Source organism: Bradyrhizobium hipponense (genome assembly GCF_008123965.1).
GTDB classification, from domain to species: Bacteria; Pseudomonadota; Alphaproteobacteria; order Rhizobiales; family Xanthobacteraceae; genus Bradyrhizobium; species Bradyrhizobium hipponense.
In genome coordinates this window covers 69,038-83,312 of record NZ_VSTH01000015.1, presented here as the reverse complement: position 1 = coordinate 83,312, position 14,275 = coordinate 69,038, and the positions used below count along the sequence as shown (strand labels likewise).

Sequence of the window (14,275 nt, the reverse complement as noted above, 5' to 3'; positions counted from 1 at the left end):
CGGCTTATGCTATGCGCTGATTGACCGAGACGACACGCCAGCCCGTCGAGAGCCGATCGATCCGTGTCAGCGACAGCGGATCGATCACGAAGCGCAAGGCCGCTTCGGGCGTCAGATCGAGCGCGATGCACAGTGCAGCCCGGATGGTGCCGGAATGCACGACCAGCGTTGCGGACCCTGCTCCGATCCGTGACAGGCCCGGCCGAACGCGCGCGACCTGATCCTCGAAGCTCTCACCGCCGGGCGGCCGAGCGCGCGCCGGATCGCTCCAAAATTGCGCATAGGCGTCGCCACCCGTCGCGGCAAGGTCGTCGTGCCGCCGCCCTGTCCAGTCGCCGAAATCCTGTTCGCTCAATTCGTCCACCAACTCCGGTTCGAGCCCGAGCGCGCGTGCCGTCTCGACCGTCCGCCGCGCCGGGCTCGCGTAACTGACCGCGTCCTGCGGCAGATATCGCCGCAGCGCCTCCAATTGCGCGCGATCGCCGAGGTCGGCCGGCGCATCGGTCGCATGGATGGTCCCCGCGACGCCGTCGACGGCCGCGTGACGTATAAGCCAGAGGAAGGTCTCGCCTTCCATGCGAAAATCTCCAAGGAAAGTTGGTCGCTGTGGCAACAACGCCGCAACAGGCACATTGACTCTGTCTGGATCGTAATCCTAGATGGCCGTGACGGTTTCCCCATCCGGGGATGAAAAGGGAATGCGGTGCGGGGACGTCGTCCCCAATGCCGCGGCTGCCCCCGCAACTGTAAGCGGCGAATCTTGCGTCACGAGCCACTGGGTATCTCGGTCCCGGGAAGGCGACGCTGAGGTGATGACCCGCAAGCCAGGAGACCTGCCGTCAGCCGTGGTCACACGCGAAGATGTCGGTCGGGGAGTACAGACATTCGGCTTCATCGAAGGCTGACAAGCCAAGGGTGAGACCTCGTTCGCTGTGACGTGCCACTGACGTCATACCGAGGTCTAGACCATGTTTTCCGTCCGTAGAGTGCGATCGCGCCAATTCTTGCTCGTGTCTGCTGCTCTCACATCGTTTGCCGCTGTCGATATCCCGGCCGCCTTGGCGCAGCAAGTCCGCGACCCGCTGCCGCCCGTCGAGGTGACCGCGCCTGAACCGTCCCGCAGGCCGGCCAAGCCCGCCCGACGCGTAGGACAGGGTGCACGTCGCGCGGCCGCAAACAGGCAGGCTGTAGCACCGGCGGCGCCAAAGCCGGTCGTGCCGGCTGCCGTTGCGCAGACGCCGCTCAACACCAATGCGGTCGCCGAGAGCGCCTCGCGCCTCGGCCTGACCGTGCGTGAAACGCCTGCGACCGTCGAGGTGATCTCGGCCGAAACCATGCGCGAGCAGGGCTACCGTACCGTGTCCGACGTTGCGCAGGGCGCGGTCGGCGTCACCTCCGGCGACAATCCGGCCGAGCCTTCGGCCTTCTCGATGCGCGGCTTCACCAACAGCCAGATCAACGCGCTCTACAACGGCATCAAGATCGGCCCGCAGAACATGACCTCGCGGATCACCGACACGGCTAATCTGGAAGCGGTGGAATTTGTGAAAGGGCCGACCTCGTTGATCTCGGGCGAGGGCGCCGCCGGCGGCGCGATCAACCTCGTCACCAAGCAGCCGCACACCGGACCGATCCGCAACGAGGCGGACTTTTCCTGGGACTCCCTGAATTCCTTCCGGGCGCATTACGGCTCCGGCGGCAGCACCAACGTCCAGGGCCTCGACTACCGCTTCGACATCAGCCGCTCCTCGCTCAACGGTTTTGTCGACGACACCAACACCAAAACGCTCGACGTGTCGGGGCAGCTCAATTACCGCATCTCCGACAGTCTCAAGGTCTGGGGCGCGATCGAATATCGGGAAGACCGCTCGAAGGCCTATTGGGGCGTGCCGCTGGTGCCGATCGCCTTCAGCGGATCGCACGCGACGACCGGTATCGTTTCCGGTAACTACGTCTCGAACTTCAACAAGACAAATCTCGGACCGGTCACCATCGACGACCGCACGTTCAACACCAACTACAACGTCCTCGACAACCGAAACGTAGCGCAGGAAGTGTGGCTGCGCGGTGGTTTTGAGCTGAAGCTGGCGCCTGACCTGACGTTGAAAAGCCAAGCCTATGGCTACGGCGCCGAGCGAACCTGGTTTAACAATGAGATCGAGGCATTCAACTCTGGTACGAACACGGTCGATCGTGAACGGTTCTATGTCGCGCACAGCCAGCGCCTGGTTGGCAACATCACCGACCTGACCTGGGATGCGAACATCGCAGGCTTCGACAACCGCCTGGTCACGACGCTTTCGTCAAGCTATCTCGATTTTGTTCGGCCGGGCGCCGCAAATTTCCCCGGCGACTCCGTTCCGCTGGTCGATCCCGCCCGCGGCTACTACGGCCTGCTCACGACGCAGCAACAGACCGCGCGCATCGACAACGAGGCACTGTCGTTCGAGGACCGGCTCAAGCTCACGCGAAGCTTCGCCCTTGTCGGCGGCCTGCGCGTGGAGCATATCGGGCTCGACCGCAACTCGACCGATGTGAACGGGCTGGAGAAGGCGAACTTCCCGTTCTCGAAGGACTGGGCGCCGGTGACCGGCCGCATCGGCTACACCTGGGAGGCCGCTCCCGGCTTGACCTTCTTCAGCCAGTACGCCACCGGCGCCGATATCTCCGCCAACAACATCTTCCTGCTCGGTCCGACCCAGCCGCTCGATCTGACGACCGCGCGCACCTACGAGACCGGCGTCAAGCACCTGTTCTGGGACAACCGGGCAGAGTGGTCGTTCTCGGCCTACGACATCCTGCGCAAGAACGTCTATGCTGCGGCCGGCGGCATGCAGCTCAACATCGCAGGACGGCAGGAATCGAAAGGCGTCGAGCTCGCCGCCTCGGTGCGCCCGATCGAGCCTTTGCGGCTCTGGGGCAACATCGCCTATGTCGATGCCCGCTATGCCGACTACAATTTCGCCGGCGGCTCGTTCTCGGGCAATACACCGCCGAACGTGCCAAGGATCGTTGCGAACGCCGGCGCGTCCTACCGCTTCTTCACACCGTGGCCGGTCGAGCTCGGCATCGTCGGCCGTCATGTCGGCGACCGCTACAACACCGATGCGAACGTCGTGACGCTGAAGGCCTACACCGTGGCCGATGTCTACGCCTTCATCGACATCCCCAGGACAGTATTCTCTGCGGTGGACCAGGCGCGCCTGACCTTCCGGGTGCGCAACATCGCCGACAAGCGCTACGCGATCTGGGGCGATCCGTTCTATCCCGATCAGATCCTCCTGGGCGCGCCGCGCACCTACGAGATCTCGGCCGCGTTCAAATGGTAGGGCGCTGAACCCATGATGGGCGCAATCGTCCTGCTTCACCGCTGGCTCGGGATCGCATTCTGCCTGCTGTTCGCGATGTGGTTCGCGACGGGAATCGTGATGCACTTCGTTCCGTTTCCGTTGCTGACGGAAACGGAACGGTTTTCCGGTCTTGCAGCGCTGGATCGCGCGCAGGTCACGATCTCTGCTTCTGACGCGGTGGTCGCCAGCGGCATGACTGATTCCGCGCGCGTTCGTCTGATCCAGCGCAGCAATGGACCGGTGTACGTCGTCTCGGGAGCGTCACTTGCGCGCGCGGTTCGCGCCTCGGACGGAGCCGACGCATCGGTGACGTCTGCCGAACTTGCGCTCGCCCTGGCGCAGGATCATGCGCGCAATCGCGGGCTCGATGCCGAAGGCGCAACCATCCTCGCTCACGCAGACCATGATCAATGGACTGTGCCGAACGGTTTTGATCGCCACCGACCGCTGTTTCGTGCGGCCCTTGGTGACGCCGCCGGGACCGAGATCTATGTCTCCTCGCATACCGGCGAAATCGTCCTGGATACGACACGAAACGAGCGCGGCTGGAATCTGGCAGGTAGCGTCCTGCACTGGATCTATCCCACGGTCCTGCGAAGCAACTGGGCGCTGTGGGATCGCGTGGTCTGGACATTGTCGCTGCTGGCCCTGATCGCGGCAGTATTGGGCGCGGCGCTCGGAATCGCCCGGATCAGGATTCGCAAGCGGCGAATCTCCTCGCCATACCGCGGTTGGCATGCCCTGCATCACTTCATCGGCCTCGTGGCGATGGTGTTCGTGCTGAGCTGGATCTTAAGCGGCTGGCTTTCCATGGATCACGGCCGGCTGTTCTCGCGCGGGCAGTTGAGCGCGGCTGAAGCCGGCGTGACGAATGCTTCGCCCGACTGGACGACAGCCGCATCGCTCGATCGGAAGCCGATACCGTCAGCCGCCCGCGAAGTCGAATGGTTTGCCTTCAATGGCAACCTCTATCGACGCGAGCGGATTGGTCTCGGCGAGCAGGCTCTGATTGGGGTAGGCGAAGCTGCGCGTAGCGGACGGACGGGATTCTTGAATGCGCGCGAAGTTCAGGGTTTGACGATGCGTCTTGCCGTTGGATGCGACATGCCTTCGGTTCTTGCCGGTGACGACGACTATCCCGCACAGTCTATCGTCCTGGGTGCGCCCGTTTATCGCTCTCGCTGCGGCAACCTCTGGTTCGATATCGACGGGGCCAACGGGAGCGTGCTGCAAAGGCTGGATTCGTCGCGTCGGGCCTATCGCTGGTTCTACGGCGCGCTGCATACGCTCGATTTTCCGGTGCTGCTGGCACGCCCGCGTCTCCGCGACATCTTGATTGTCGGCTTGTGCATGCTTGGGCTGGTGTTTTCCGCCACCGGGGTCGTCATCGGCTGGCGGCGTCTGCGGTCCTCTGTGGTTGCCCGAGTTTCGAGCGCAAATGCGCCCGCCGGGGGTGGTTGAGGCAAGTCAATCCTCGTGTGACCGTCCATCGGTTCGATGCCGGTCTGCGCTGCTTTCGAGAATCGCAGTTGCATCGGCTCCCGCCGATCCGGCAATAGCACTCTTACTGTTCGTACAATAAAGAGAGGCTGAGCCGACCACCATGCATAGCTCGTGGGCGCCCGAAGACACCGCGGCGATCGTTCGATCGCCTTCAAATTAGACAGAAGATTGGTGGGGATTGGGTCGCAGTGCAGCGCGCGTCGCGTTCTGCGCGGGACAATCCGTGATGCGCCGCACTTTTCTCGCGTGGAACAGTCCGCGTTCGCGTGCACTCTGCGCGGGCACCGCTGCACTAAAACGTGCAACCGGTGGCGCAGCGTGCGGCGTCGCTCGAGTGCTGGTCCAGTGTTCGCGACAACCCTGGCACTATCCCGAGCCCATAGCTCTGTCGCACGCTCGCTGGCAGTGGCATGACAGGGGGATGCATGATGGGCAGTCTCAGTTCGGCATTGGACATTGCGATGGATAGGAAGCCCCCGGCGTGCGGTCCGGACGTCATCCGTAGCTGATCCCTGCACATGAGCGATTCCGCCAGTCATTGGGAAGTCGGCACCGATATCGGTGGCACCTTTACCGACATCATCGCGATCCGGCGCGAGTCCGCGGAGACGCGGATCGCGAAGGTGCCGTCGCGGCCGCAGGCGCCCGTTCAAGCGATGCTCGAGGCCATCGAGGCCGTGGGCCTGCGCAAGAGCGAGGTCAAGCGCTTCGTGCACGGCACCACGCGCGTGACCAACGCCATCGTCGAAGGCCGGCTGCCGAAGGTGGCACTGGTCGCGACCGACGGATTTGCCGATGTGCTCGAGATCGCGCGCTACCGCCGGCGCGATCTGTATCGTCTCGACGTCCCGCCGAAATCGCCGCCGCTGGTGCCGGCTGAACTCTGCTTCGGGCTCGCCGAGCGTCTCGATCACGAAGGACGGGTGCTGAAGGCGTTGGATGAAGCGGAGATCGAGCGGCTGGTCGGGTGGCTGAAGCAGACCGGCGTCCAGAGCGTGGCGGTGGCCCTGCTTCATGCCTATGCCAACCCGCTGCACGAAAAGATTCTCGGCGAGCGTCTCAAGGACGTCGTCGCCCACGTCTCGCTGTCGCACGAGGTCAATCCCGAGGCGCGCGAATACGAACGCACCTCGGCGACCGTGTTCAACGCGGCGGCGATGCCGATCGCGGTCGAATACCTCAGCGAGTTGGAGCAGCGGCTGCCGATCGGCCCCGGCTTGCAGGTGTTTCATTCGGCCGGCGCCATGGTGCCGATCTCGGCGGTGAAGCGGCGGCCGCTGGTGATGGCGATGTCGGGGCCGGCCGCCGGCGTGTCGGCCTCCGTCAGCATCGCGCGCCAGCTCGGCACCTCGCGCATGCTGACCTTCGACATGGGCGGCACCACGACGGACGTCTGCCTCATCGTCGATGGCCAGGCCGAGATGACGGATGGCCGGATGCTCGGCGACAAGCCGCTGCGTCAGCCGATGCTCGCGGTTCACTCGATCGGGGCGGGCGGCGGATCGATCGTGCGCAATGGCCCCGGCGGCCTGACGGTCGGGCCGGAGAGCGCGGGCTCCGAGCCGGGCCCGGCCTGCTACGGCCGCGGCGGCACTGAGCCGACCATCACCGACGCCAACGCCGTGCTCGGCTATCTCAATCCGGAAACCAGGCTTGGCGATCGCATCGGCATCAATGTCGAGGCCGCCGCGCGCGTCATCGAACCTATTGCGCAAGCCTTGGGGTTGAGCATCACCGAAACGGCGCTCGGCATCATCAAGATCGCGAACGCAACGATGGCCCGCGCGCTGCGCCGCGTCACGGTCGAGCGCGGCATCGACGGGCGCGATTGCACGCTGCTCGCCTTTGGCGGCGGCGGCCCGATGCATGCCGCGGGTCTCGCCGATCTCTACGGCATTGAATCGATCGTGGTGCCGAGCGCATCGAGCGCGTTTTCCGCGCTGGGCTGTCTCACCGCCGATTTCAGCTTCCTCCAACAGCAGACCTTGCGCGCCGCGCTCGACGGCATCGATCTTTCTCGCGTGTCGGAGCGGATCGCGACGCTGATCGGCGATGCCTCGGCGCCACTGATCGCCAATGGCGTCGCGCAAGCCGAGATCGATGTCGAACTGGCCGCCCTGATGCGCTACGCGGCGCAGAACGATGCCATTCCGGTGCCATTCACGCTGCCGCTCGACGCGACGCGTCTGAAGACGGATTTTCTGGCGCGGCATCGCGAGCTCTTCGGCTATGCGACGAACGAGAGCTGCGTCATCGAGTCGGTGCGGGTGCAGGCGCGCCGCCCATCGACGACCGTTGTGAGCCGCCCGGCGATTGCGGTCCGGCCTGTGTCCACTGCTCGTCGCATCTGCTCTTTCGACGGCTCCCATGACATCGCGACCGCGATCGTCGACCGCGCCGCGGTGTTCGATGTGGTCAGTGGTCCCGCCATCATCGAAGACGCTTGGTCGACCGTCGTGGTGCCGCCCGGCTGGCAAGCAAGGCCGGACGCCACCGGCAACTTGTTCCTGACGCGGGGAACGCCATGAAGCTCGACCCCTTCGTCGTCGAAGTCATCAGGCACGGCTTCTCCGCCGCGGCCGAGGAGATGAGCCTGGTGATGACGCGCTCGGCGCGCTCGCCGCTGTTGCGGGAGGCAGGCGATCTGTCGTCGGCGATCACGGACGGTCGCGGCGGCCTGGTTGGGCAGGGCCGCGATATCCCGATTCATCTCGGCGCAATGGCCTACACGATTCCCGAGCTGCTGAAGGTGGTGCCGGCCGACACCCTCAACGACGGCGACGTGCTGATCTACAATCTCGGCGCGCTCGGCGGCAATCACCTCAACGACGTCAAGGTCGTGCGTCCCGTCTTCGTCGACGGCGAGATCGTGGCGTTCGCGGTCAGCCTCGCACACTGGCCCGATATCGGCGGCACCTGGCCTGGCAGCTATTTTGCCAAAGCCATCGACACGTTCCAGGAGGCGATGCGCATTCCGCCGGTGCTGATCGCGACCGCGGCCGGCGTCAGCGCGCCCATCATGCAACTGCTCAAGGCCAATGTCAGGGATCCCGAGGCCTGCGAGGGCGATCTGCTCGCCCAGATCGCGGCGACCAAGGCCGGCGAGCGGCGCATCGTCGAGCTCTGCCGCGCGCACGGCAAGGCTGTGTTCACGGCGACGCAGGCGCGCTTGCACGATCTGTCGGAGATCGAGATGCGCGAGGCGATCCGCGAGCTGCCGGACGGCGTCTATGAAGGCGAGGATTATCTCGACGACGGCGATGTCAACAATGCGCCGGCGCGCATTCACGTCAAGATCACCATCGCCGGCGACGAGGCGACCTTCGACCTGTCCGGAAGCTGCGACCGCGTTTCCAATTTCTGCAACACGACTCCGTTCATGGCGCGCTCCGCCGTTGCCTACGCCGCGCGCATCATGAGCGGGCGCGACATGCAGCAGAACGTGGGCGCGCTGCGGCCTTTGACCATCATCACGCGCCCGGGCTCGATCCTGGAGCCGGGGTGGACCGCCTCGGTTGCCGCCGGCAACCACGAGACGTCCATGCGCATCGTCGATGCGATCTTCCGCGCGATGCAGGACACGATTCCGCAGCGTTTGTCGGCCGGCGGGGCGACCACTGCGGGCGTGCTGTTCTTTGCCGAACCGCGGCAGAACGGTTCATGGAGCATGCTCTACGAAGTTCATGGCGGCGGCGAAGGCGCGCGCCATGATCGGCCGGGCATATCGGCGACGCGGGTGCATCTGTCCAACACCTCGAACACGCCGGTTGAAGTGATCGAGGCGAACTACGCGATCCGCGTCGAGCAACAGGCCATCCGCCAGCATTCGGGTGGCGCGGGCACCTATCGCGGCGGCGACGGCGTCGTTCGCGCCTATCGCATTCTGGCACCATCGATGCACCTGACCACCTGCATCGAGCGCATGGTGATTCCGCCGTTCGGCATGCAGGGCGGCGAGCCCGGCAAGCCGTGCCGCATCTCGCTGATCCGCCAGGGCGCAAGCGTCGCAATCGACGGCAAGTCGAACCTGGTGTTGCAACAAGGCGATCTCGTCACCATCGAGACCTGCGGTGGCGGCGGCTACGGCGCGGAGGCCGCGGAAATGAAGGGGGGGCGATGAGCAATTTGCTGCGAACCGGGCTGAATGCGGGCGAAGCTGGGCCAATGACCGTGGTCGGCGGCGAGGGCGTCTACTTCCATCTTGCGGACGGTCGCCGGCTCATCGACGGCAGCAACACCGGCGGCGGTCTCGGACACCGTCATCCTGCGATGGTGGAAGCAATCCGCCGCGCGGCGGATACGCCGGTCGTGAACGAAGGCTGGACCTGGGTCGGGCGCGAGCAGGCCGCCGACGATTTGATGGCCATCGCGTTCAAGGGCGAAGAGGATTGGGTCGGCGCGGTCCGGTTCTGCATCAGCGGCAGCGAGGCCAACGACATGGCGCTGTCGCTCTGCCAGGCCCTCACGCAGCGCTCCGCGCTCGCGACGCGCGAACGCGCTTATCACGGCCTCACCGGCCTGTCGCGCAGCATGACGGTGCAGCCGCAATGGCACGGTGGGCTTGCGGTTCACGCCGGCGGATCGCAGCGGCCGTCACCGATGGCGCCGGTGCGGATATTGCCGGCGCCGGACGGCGCTATCTATGGCGCGCCAGCCAACAATCCGCCTCCGAGCGAATGTCTGGCGGACGCGACGCGCCTGCTCTCGGACACGGCGGCAACGATCATCGACTATACGCAAGGCGGCATCTACTACGACGGCGCCTATCAGGACGAGGTGGCACGCTGCGCGCGGGCGGCCGGATCATACTGGATCGCGGACGAAGTCGTCACCGGCGCAGGCCGCGCCGGGCGCTGGTTCGCATTCCAGGGGGCTGCAAGCCGCCCCGACATCGTGACCCTCGGAAAATCGCTCGGCGGCGGCGCGGCTGCGGTCGCTGCGGTCGTGGTGTCGAAGGCGATCGTCGAGCGGCTCAAGGGCACGAGCTGGCAGAATTACGGCACGCTGCGCGGTCATCCGATCAGCATGGCCGCCGTCAGCGCTTACCTGAAGGTCGTCACCGAAGAAAAGATTCTGGAGCACGTGCGCAGCCTCGAAAAACTGTTTACCCGCCGCCTGCTCGGCATCGCGCAAAAACATCCGAGCGTGCAGCGCGTGGCGGGGCAGGGGCTGCATTGGACGGTGGAGCTGCACGGTCCGGATTGGCGCACCTGGCATGCCGATACGAGCGAGGTGCCGATCGCCTCGCGCGTGGCGACGCGGGCGCTGGAGGCCGGCGCGGTGATCGGGACCAGCGGCGAGCAGACCTCGCTGTTCCTCGCGCCGCCGCTTGTGATCTCCGAGCATGAGGCCGAACGGCTACTGGATGCGCTCGACCACGGCCTGGACATTGCCGACGAGGTCCACGGGTGAGCGCCGACCACGCCCCACCGCGCCGTCGTCTTCGAGTTCTTGCTGCGGACTGCGAGCAACAAGATCAATTGGCGCCTTCTTCAGGACGCCAAATGGGGGCGCACAGCATGAAAGCCCGGCTGGAAATAGCAGACGAGGCTGCGTTATGCTGCCGGCGACGGCAAATCGTTGAAGCTATAGGCTCGTTTAAGAGATCACGAGGAAACCACTGATGCGTATTGTCAATGTTGCCGCCGCCCAGATGGGGCCGATCCAGAAAGCCGACAGCCGCGAGGCCGTGGTCAAGCGCATGATCGCGCTGATGGACGAAGCCAAGGCCAAAGGCGCCGATCTGATCGTCTATCCTGAGCTGGCGCTCACCACGTTCTTTCCACGCTGGTACGTGGAGGACCGGGCCGAGTTCGATGTCTGGTTTGAGCGCGAGATGCCGAACGCGGCGACCAAGCCGCTGTTCGAGCGCGCGGCGCAGCACCAGATGGCAATGAATTTTGGCTATGCGGAGCTGACACCCGACGGTCATCACTTCAACACCTCGATCCTGACCGACAAGTCCGGCAAGATCGTCGGCAAATATCGCAAGGTCCACCTGCCGGGTCATGTGGAGTTCGACGCCAAGCGCTCGCACCAGCATTTGGAGAAGCGCTATTTCGAACCGGGTGACCTCGGGTTCAACGTCTGGCGCACGCTGGGCGGCATCATCGGCATGGCCGTCTGCAATGACCGGCGCTGGCCCGAGACCTACCGCGTCATGGGCCTGCAGGGCGTCGAGATGGTGCTGATCGGCTACAACACGCCGTCCGTCAACGCCGAGAAGAGTGATGAGGGCATCGAGAAACGCCTGTTTCATAATCGCCTCTCCGTGCAGGCCGGCGCCTATCAGAATGCGACCTGGGTCGTTGCTGTGGCCAAGGCCGGAGTCGAGGACGGGCACGCGCTGTTTGGCGGCAGCCTGATCGTCGATCCCGACGGCGAGATTGTCGCCGAGGCCAGGACGGAAGACGACGAGCTGCTGGTTCACCCCTGTGACCTCGACGCCACCACATTCGGCAAGACCACGATCTTCAATTTCGCCGAGCATCGTCGTATCGAGCATTATGGGCTGATCGCCAGCCAAACCGGCGCGGTGCCGCCGCCGGAAGTGTGAGACCGATGGCAGACAAGAACGCATCTGGCATTTCCCTGCGCGAGCTTGAACCGCGCGATCGCTACAAGCTGCTGTGCGGCGTGGTGGTGCCTAGGCCGATCGCGCTGGTGACGACGCTGGACGAGAACGGAGCGGTCAACGCAGCTCCCTTCAGCTTCTTCAACGTCTTCTCCGAAAGTCCGGCGCTGATCGTGCTCGGGCTCCAGCACAAGCCGGACCACAGCCCGAAGGACACGACCCGCAACATCCATCGCGATGGCGAGTTCGTCGTTCACATGGTGGACGAGGCGCTGTCGGCGGTGATGAATGATTGCGCGGTCGATTTCCCGTCTGGTGACAGCGAGGTCGTGGCGACGGGCCTCGCGACGCTTGCTTCGGTCGACGTGAAGGTGCCGCGCCTGGCTGAAGCGCCGTTCGCGCTCGAATGCCGGCGTCACGTCGTTCTCAAGTTTTCGCCCGATCGCGAGCTGCTGGTTGGGGAAGTGCTGCGGGTTCACGCCCGTGACGGCCTTGTCGACGAGGCGAACATGTATGTCGATCTCGAAGCCTATCGGCCGATCGGCCGCATGTTCGGCAATCTCTACACGACGCAGCGGGATACATTCGCCCTCGTGCGCGAGAGCCATTCGCAATGGCTCGCGCGCCGGGACACCCAAGAATTGAAGGACGCCTAGTGACGGGAGAACTGCACCGTACCGAGCGCCATCGTGACGGCCGCCTGTGTCGGATCGATCACGGCAATGCCGAGGGCATCTTCGAGCGGACGGCGATGGCGCGCCATGCCGGCACAGCCCATTACGATGGCGCGGGCGCCGTCCTCGTCGCGCAGCGCGCGGCCGATGTCGATCATCTTGGCCAGCGTTCCTTCACCCGAAGCGGTTTCGGCGACGCTCATGTTGAGCGGCCGCTCGCCGGCAAGGCGTTCGGTCAGGCCCATCTGCCTGAGATAACGCATGTGCCGCGGGATCGAACGCTGCGCGATGGCAATCACGCCGAAGGTTTCGGCGCGGGCCAGCGCCGTCAGCACGCCGCACTCGGCGATGCCGAACACGGGGCGGTCGGTGCCTTCGCGGCAGACCTGAAGCCCGGGATCGCTGTAGCAGGCGATGATGAAGGCGGCGGAACTGTTGTCGCTTTCGACCAGTCGGCGCAGCGGCATCGCGACGCTGTCGACGTCGGCTTGGCTCTCGATGCCGAACGGACCCTCGGCCAGCGTTTGGCAGACCACCTCAGGCCCGCCATCAAAATCGAGCGGCTTCAGCGCGTCCTCCAGCCCCCGCGTAACCGTGGGATTGGAGTTCGGATTGATGACGAGAATGCGCGGCCGGGACATGACGATCTTCCTGCGAATGGGCGATCACTTGTCTCGAGCCTATCACGGAGTGCCTCATGACTGAACCCACCTACGACCTGATCATCCGCGGCGGCCGCGTTGCGACTACGACCGACGTGTTCGAGGCCGATGTTGCCATCTCCGGCGAGACCATCGCGGCCGTCGGCCGCGGGCTTGCGGCGGCGAAGCGCGAGATCGATGCCCGCGGCAAGCTGGTGCTGCCCGGCGGTGTCGACAGCCACGCCCATATCGAGCAATTGTCCGCCGCCGGCATCATGAACGCCGACACCTTCGAGAGCGCGACCGTCTCGGCGGCGTTCGGCGGCACCACCACGGTGATCCCATTTGCCGCCCAGCATGTCGGCATGAAGCTGCCGCAGGTGGTGGAGGACTATCACGCGCTGGCGAAGAAGGGCGCCGTGATCGACTACGCCTTTCACATGATCATCGCCGACGCGACCAGGGAGACGGTCGAGGAGCACATTCCGGCGCTGGTGAAGCAGGGTCACGCGTCGATCAAGATCTTCATGACTTACGACCGGCTCAAGGTTGACGACGAGCCGCTGCTCGACATCCTGCTTGCTGCGCGTCAATCGGGCGCGATGCTGTGTGCCCACGCTGAGAACCACGGCATCATCGCCTGGATGGTGAAGCGCCTGCTCGCGCGCGGCTACACGCTGCCGAAATACCACGCCGTCAGCCACGCCCGGGTGTCGGAGGCGGAAGCCTTCACCCGGCTGATCGGCATGGCGGCGCTGATTGACCAGCCGATCATGATCTTCCACGTCTCGACTGCGGAAGGCGCCAAGGTGATCCGGGACGCGCGCGGGCAGGGCCTCAAGGTGTTCGCCGAAACCTGTCCGCAATATCTTTTCCTCACCGCCGGCGATCTCGACAAGCCCGGCGCCGACGGCGCCAAGTGGATGTGCAGCCCGCCGCCGCGGACGCATTCGGACCAGGAGGCGCTCTGGCAGGCACTGGCGCTCGGCGACCTCCAGACCATTTCGTCGGATCACGCGCCGTATCGTTTCGATGAGACCGGCAAGCTGCGCGCCGGGCCCAACCCGAACTTCAAGCAGGTCGCCAACGGCTTGCCGGGCTTGGAAATGCGACTGCCGCTGCTGTTCGACGCAATGGTGTCGAAGGGGCGGCTGGGCCTGGAAAAATTCATCGAGCTGACCGCGACGGCGCCGGCAAAGATCTACAATCTGCATCCGCGCAAGGGTTCGATCGCGGTCGGTGCCGATGCCGATATCGCGATCTGGGATCCCAATCGCGAGGTCACGATCGCCGACGAAATGATGCACGACCTTGCCGGCTACACGCCGTTCGCAGGCCGCAAGTTGAAGGGCTGGCCGGTGACCGTGCTCTCGCGCGGCCGGGTGATCATCGACGGCAACAAGTGCCTCGCGGATGCCGGCAGCGGCCAGTTCCTCGCGCGCAGCGGCGGCGAGGCGGCGAAGCCGACCGGCCGGCTCGTCGCCGACATGGATCCGGAACGGAACTTTGGGGCGAAGCTGCTGTGACGGGCGG

10 protein-coding genes and 1 riboswitch are annotated in these 14,275 nt (G+C 65.1%); of the genes, 8 read left to right on the top strand and 2 right to left on the bottom strand.

Annotated elements, in window-relative coordinates:
- Window positions 1-4: 4 nt before the first annotated feature.
- On the bottom strand, window positions 5-577 hold the full coding sequence (locus tag FXV83_RS04840) for a histidine phosphatase family protein (protein WP_187435661.1): 573 nt from the start codon (window positions 575-577) through the stop codon (window positions 5-7).
- Window positions 578-652: 75 nt separating this feature from the next.
- Window positions 653-855: riboswitch (cobalamin riboswitch) on the top strand.
- A 113-nt stretch (window positions 856-968) separates the two neighbouring features.
- Here FXV83_RS04840 and FXV83_RS42415 point away from each other — a divergent pair.
- The 7 genes from FXV83_RS42415 to FXV83_RS04800 all read left to right on the top strand — a co-directional run bounded on the left by FXV83_RS42415 (window position 969) and on the right by FXV83_RS04800 (window position 12,083).
- Window positions 969-3,329, top strand: a complete 2,361-nt coding sequence (locus FXV83_RS42415; protein WP_187435660.1) for a TonB-dependent receptor — start codon at window positions 969-971, stop codon at window positions 3,327-3,329.
- A gap of 12 nt (window positions 3,330-3,341) precedes the next feature.
- Complete coding sequence (locus FXV83_RS04825) at window positions 3,342-4,811, top strand: PepSY domain-containing protein (protein WP_148738062.1); 1,470 nt, start codon at window positions 3,342-3,344, stop codon at window positions 4,809-4,811.
- A 560-nt stretch (window positions 4,812-5,371) separates the two neighbouring features.
- A complete protein-coding gene (locus tag FXV83_RS04820; RefSeq protein ID WP_148738061.1) occupies window positions 5,372-7,381 on the top strand; it encodes a hydantoinase/oxoprolinase family protein in 2,010 nt (669 codons plus the stop codon).
- Window positions 7,378-8,973, top strand: a complete 1,596-nt coding sequence (locus FXV83_RS04815) for a hydantoinase B/oxoprolinase family protein (protein ID WP_187435659.1) — start codon at window positions 7,378-7,380, stop codon at window positions 8,971-8,973. The genes FXV83_RS04820 and FXV83_RS04815 overlap by 4 nt, the downstream gene beginning before the upstream one ends.
- Window positions 8,970-10,265 (top strand): aminotransferase class III-fold pyridoxal phosphate-dependent enzyme, encoded by a 1,296-nt coding sequence (locus FXV83_RS04810; RefSeq protein WP_187435658.1) that lies wholly within the window; start codon window positions 8,970-8,972, stop codon window positions 10,263-10,265. The genes FXV83_RS04815 and FXV83_RS04810 overlap by 4 nt, the downstream gene beginning before the upstream one ends.
- Before the next feature lie 211 nt (window positions 10,266-10,476).
- On the top strand, window positions 10,477-11,409 hold the full coding sequence (locus FXV83_RS04805; protein ID WP_148738059.1) for an N-carbamoyl-D-amino-acid hydrolase: 933 nt from the start codon (window positions 10,477-10,479) through the stop codon (window positions 11,407-11,409).
- Between the two features lie 5 nt (window positions 11,410-11,414).
- Window positions 11,415-12,083, top strand: coding sequence for a flavin reductase family protein (locus FXV83_RS04800; protein ID WP_187435657.1), 669 nt, complete (start codon window positions 11,415-11,417; stop codon window positions 12,081-12,083).
- Here the strand turns inward: FXV83_RS04800 and FXV83_RS04795 are convergent.
- Entirely contained in the window at window positions 12,080-12,742 is a 663-nt protein-coding gene (locus tag FXV83_RS04795; RefSeq protein ID WP_148738057.1) for an aspartate/glutamate racemase family protein, read from the bottom strand. The genes FXV83_RS04800 and FXV83_RS04795 overlap by 4 nt on opposite strands.
- Window positions 12,743-12,798: 56 nt before the next feature.
- Here FXV83_RS04795 and hydA point away from each other — a divergent pair, with 56 nt between their 5' ends.
- The gene (hydA, locus tag FXV83_RS04790; RefSeq protein ID WP_148738056.1) at window positions 12,799-14,268 is read left to right on the top strand and encodes a dihydropyrimidinase; all 1,470 of its coding nucleotides are present in this window, start codon (window positions 12,799-12,801) and stop codon (window positions 14,266-14,268) included.
- Window positions 14,269-14,275 lie beyond the last annotated feature (7 nt).

Coding starts and splice junctions, on each gene's coding strand:
- FXV83_RS04840 (WP_187435661.1), bottom strand. CDS start 577: ATGGAAGGCGAGACCTTCCTCTGGCTTATACGTCACGCGGCCGTCGAC.
- FXV83_RS42415 (WP_187435660.1), top strand. CDS start 969: ATGTTTTCCGTCCGTAGAGTGCGATCGCGCCAATTCTTGCTCGTGTCT.
- FXV83_RS04825 (WP_148738062.1), top strand. CDS start 3,342: ATGATGGGCGCAATCGTCCTGCTTCACCGCTGGCTCGGGATCGCATTC.
- FXV83_RS04820 (WP_148738061.1), top strand. CDS start 5,372: ATGAGCGATTCCGCCAGTCATTGGGAAGTCGGCACCGATATCGGTGGC.
- FXV83_RS04815 (WP_187435659.1), top strand. CDS start 7,378: ATGAAGCTCGACCCCTTCGTCGTCGAAGTCATCAGGCACGGCTTCTCC.
- FXV83_RS04810 (WP_187435658.1), top strand. CDS start 8,970: ATGAGCAATTTGCTGCGAACCGGGCTGAATGCGGGCGAAGCTGGGCCA.
- FXV83_RS04805 (WP_148738059.1), top strand. CDS start 10,477: ATGCGTATTGTCAATGTTGCCGCCGCCCAGATGGGGCCGATCCAGAAA.
- FXV83_RS04800 (WP_187435657.1), top strand. CDS start 11,415: ATGGCAGACAAGAACGCATCTGGCATTTCCCTGCGCGAGCTTGAACCG.
- FXV83_RS04795 (WP_148738057.1), bottom strand. CDS start 12,742: ATGTCCCGGCCGCGCATTCTCGTCATCAATCCGAACTCCAATCCCACG.
- hydA (WP_148738056.1), top strand. CDS start 12,799: ATGACTGAACCCACCTACGACCTGATCATCCGCGGCGGCCGCGTTGCG.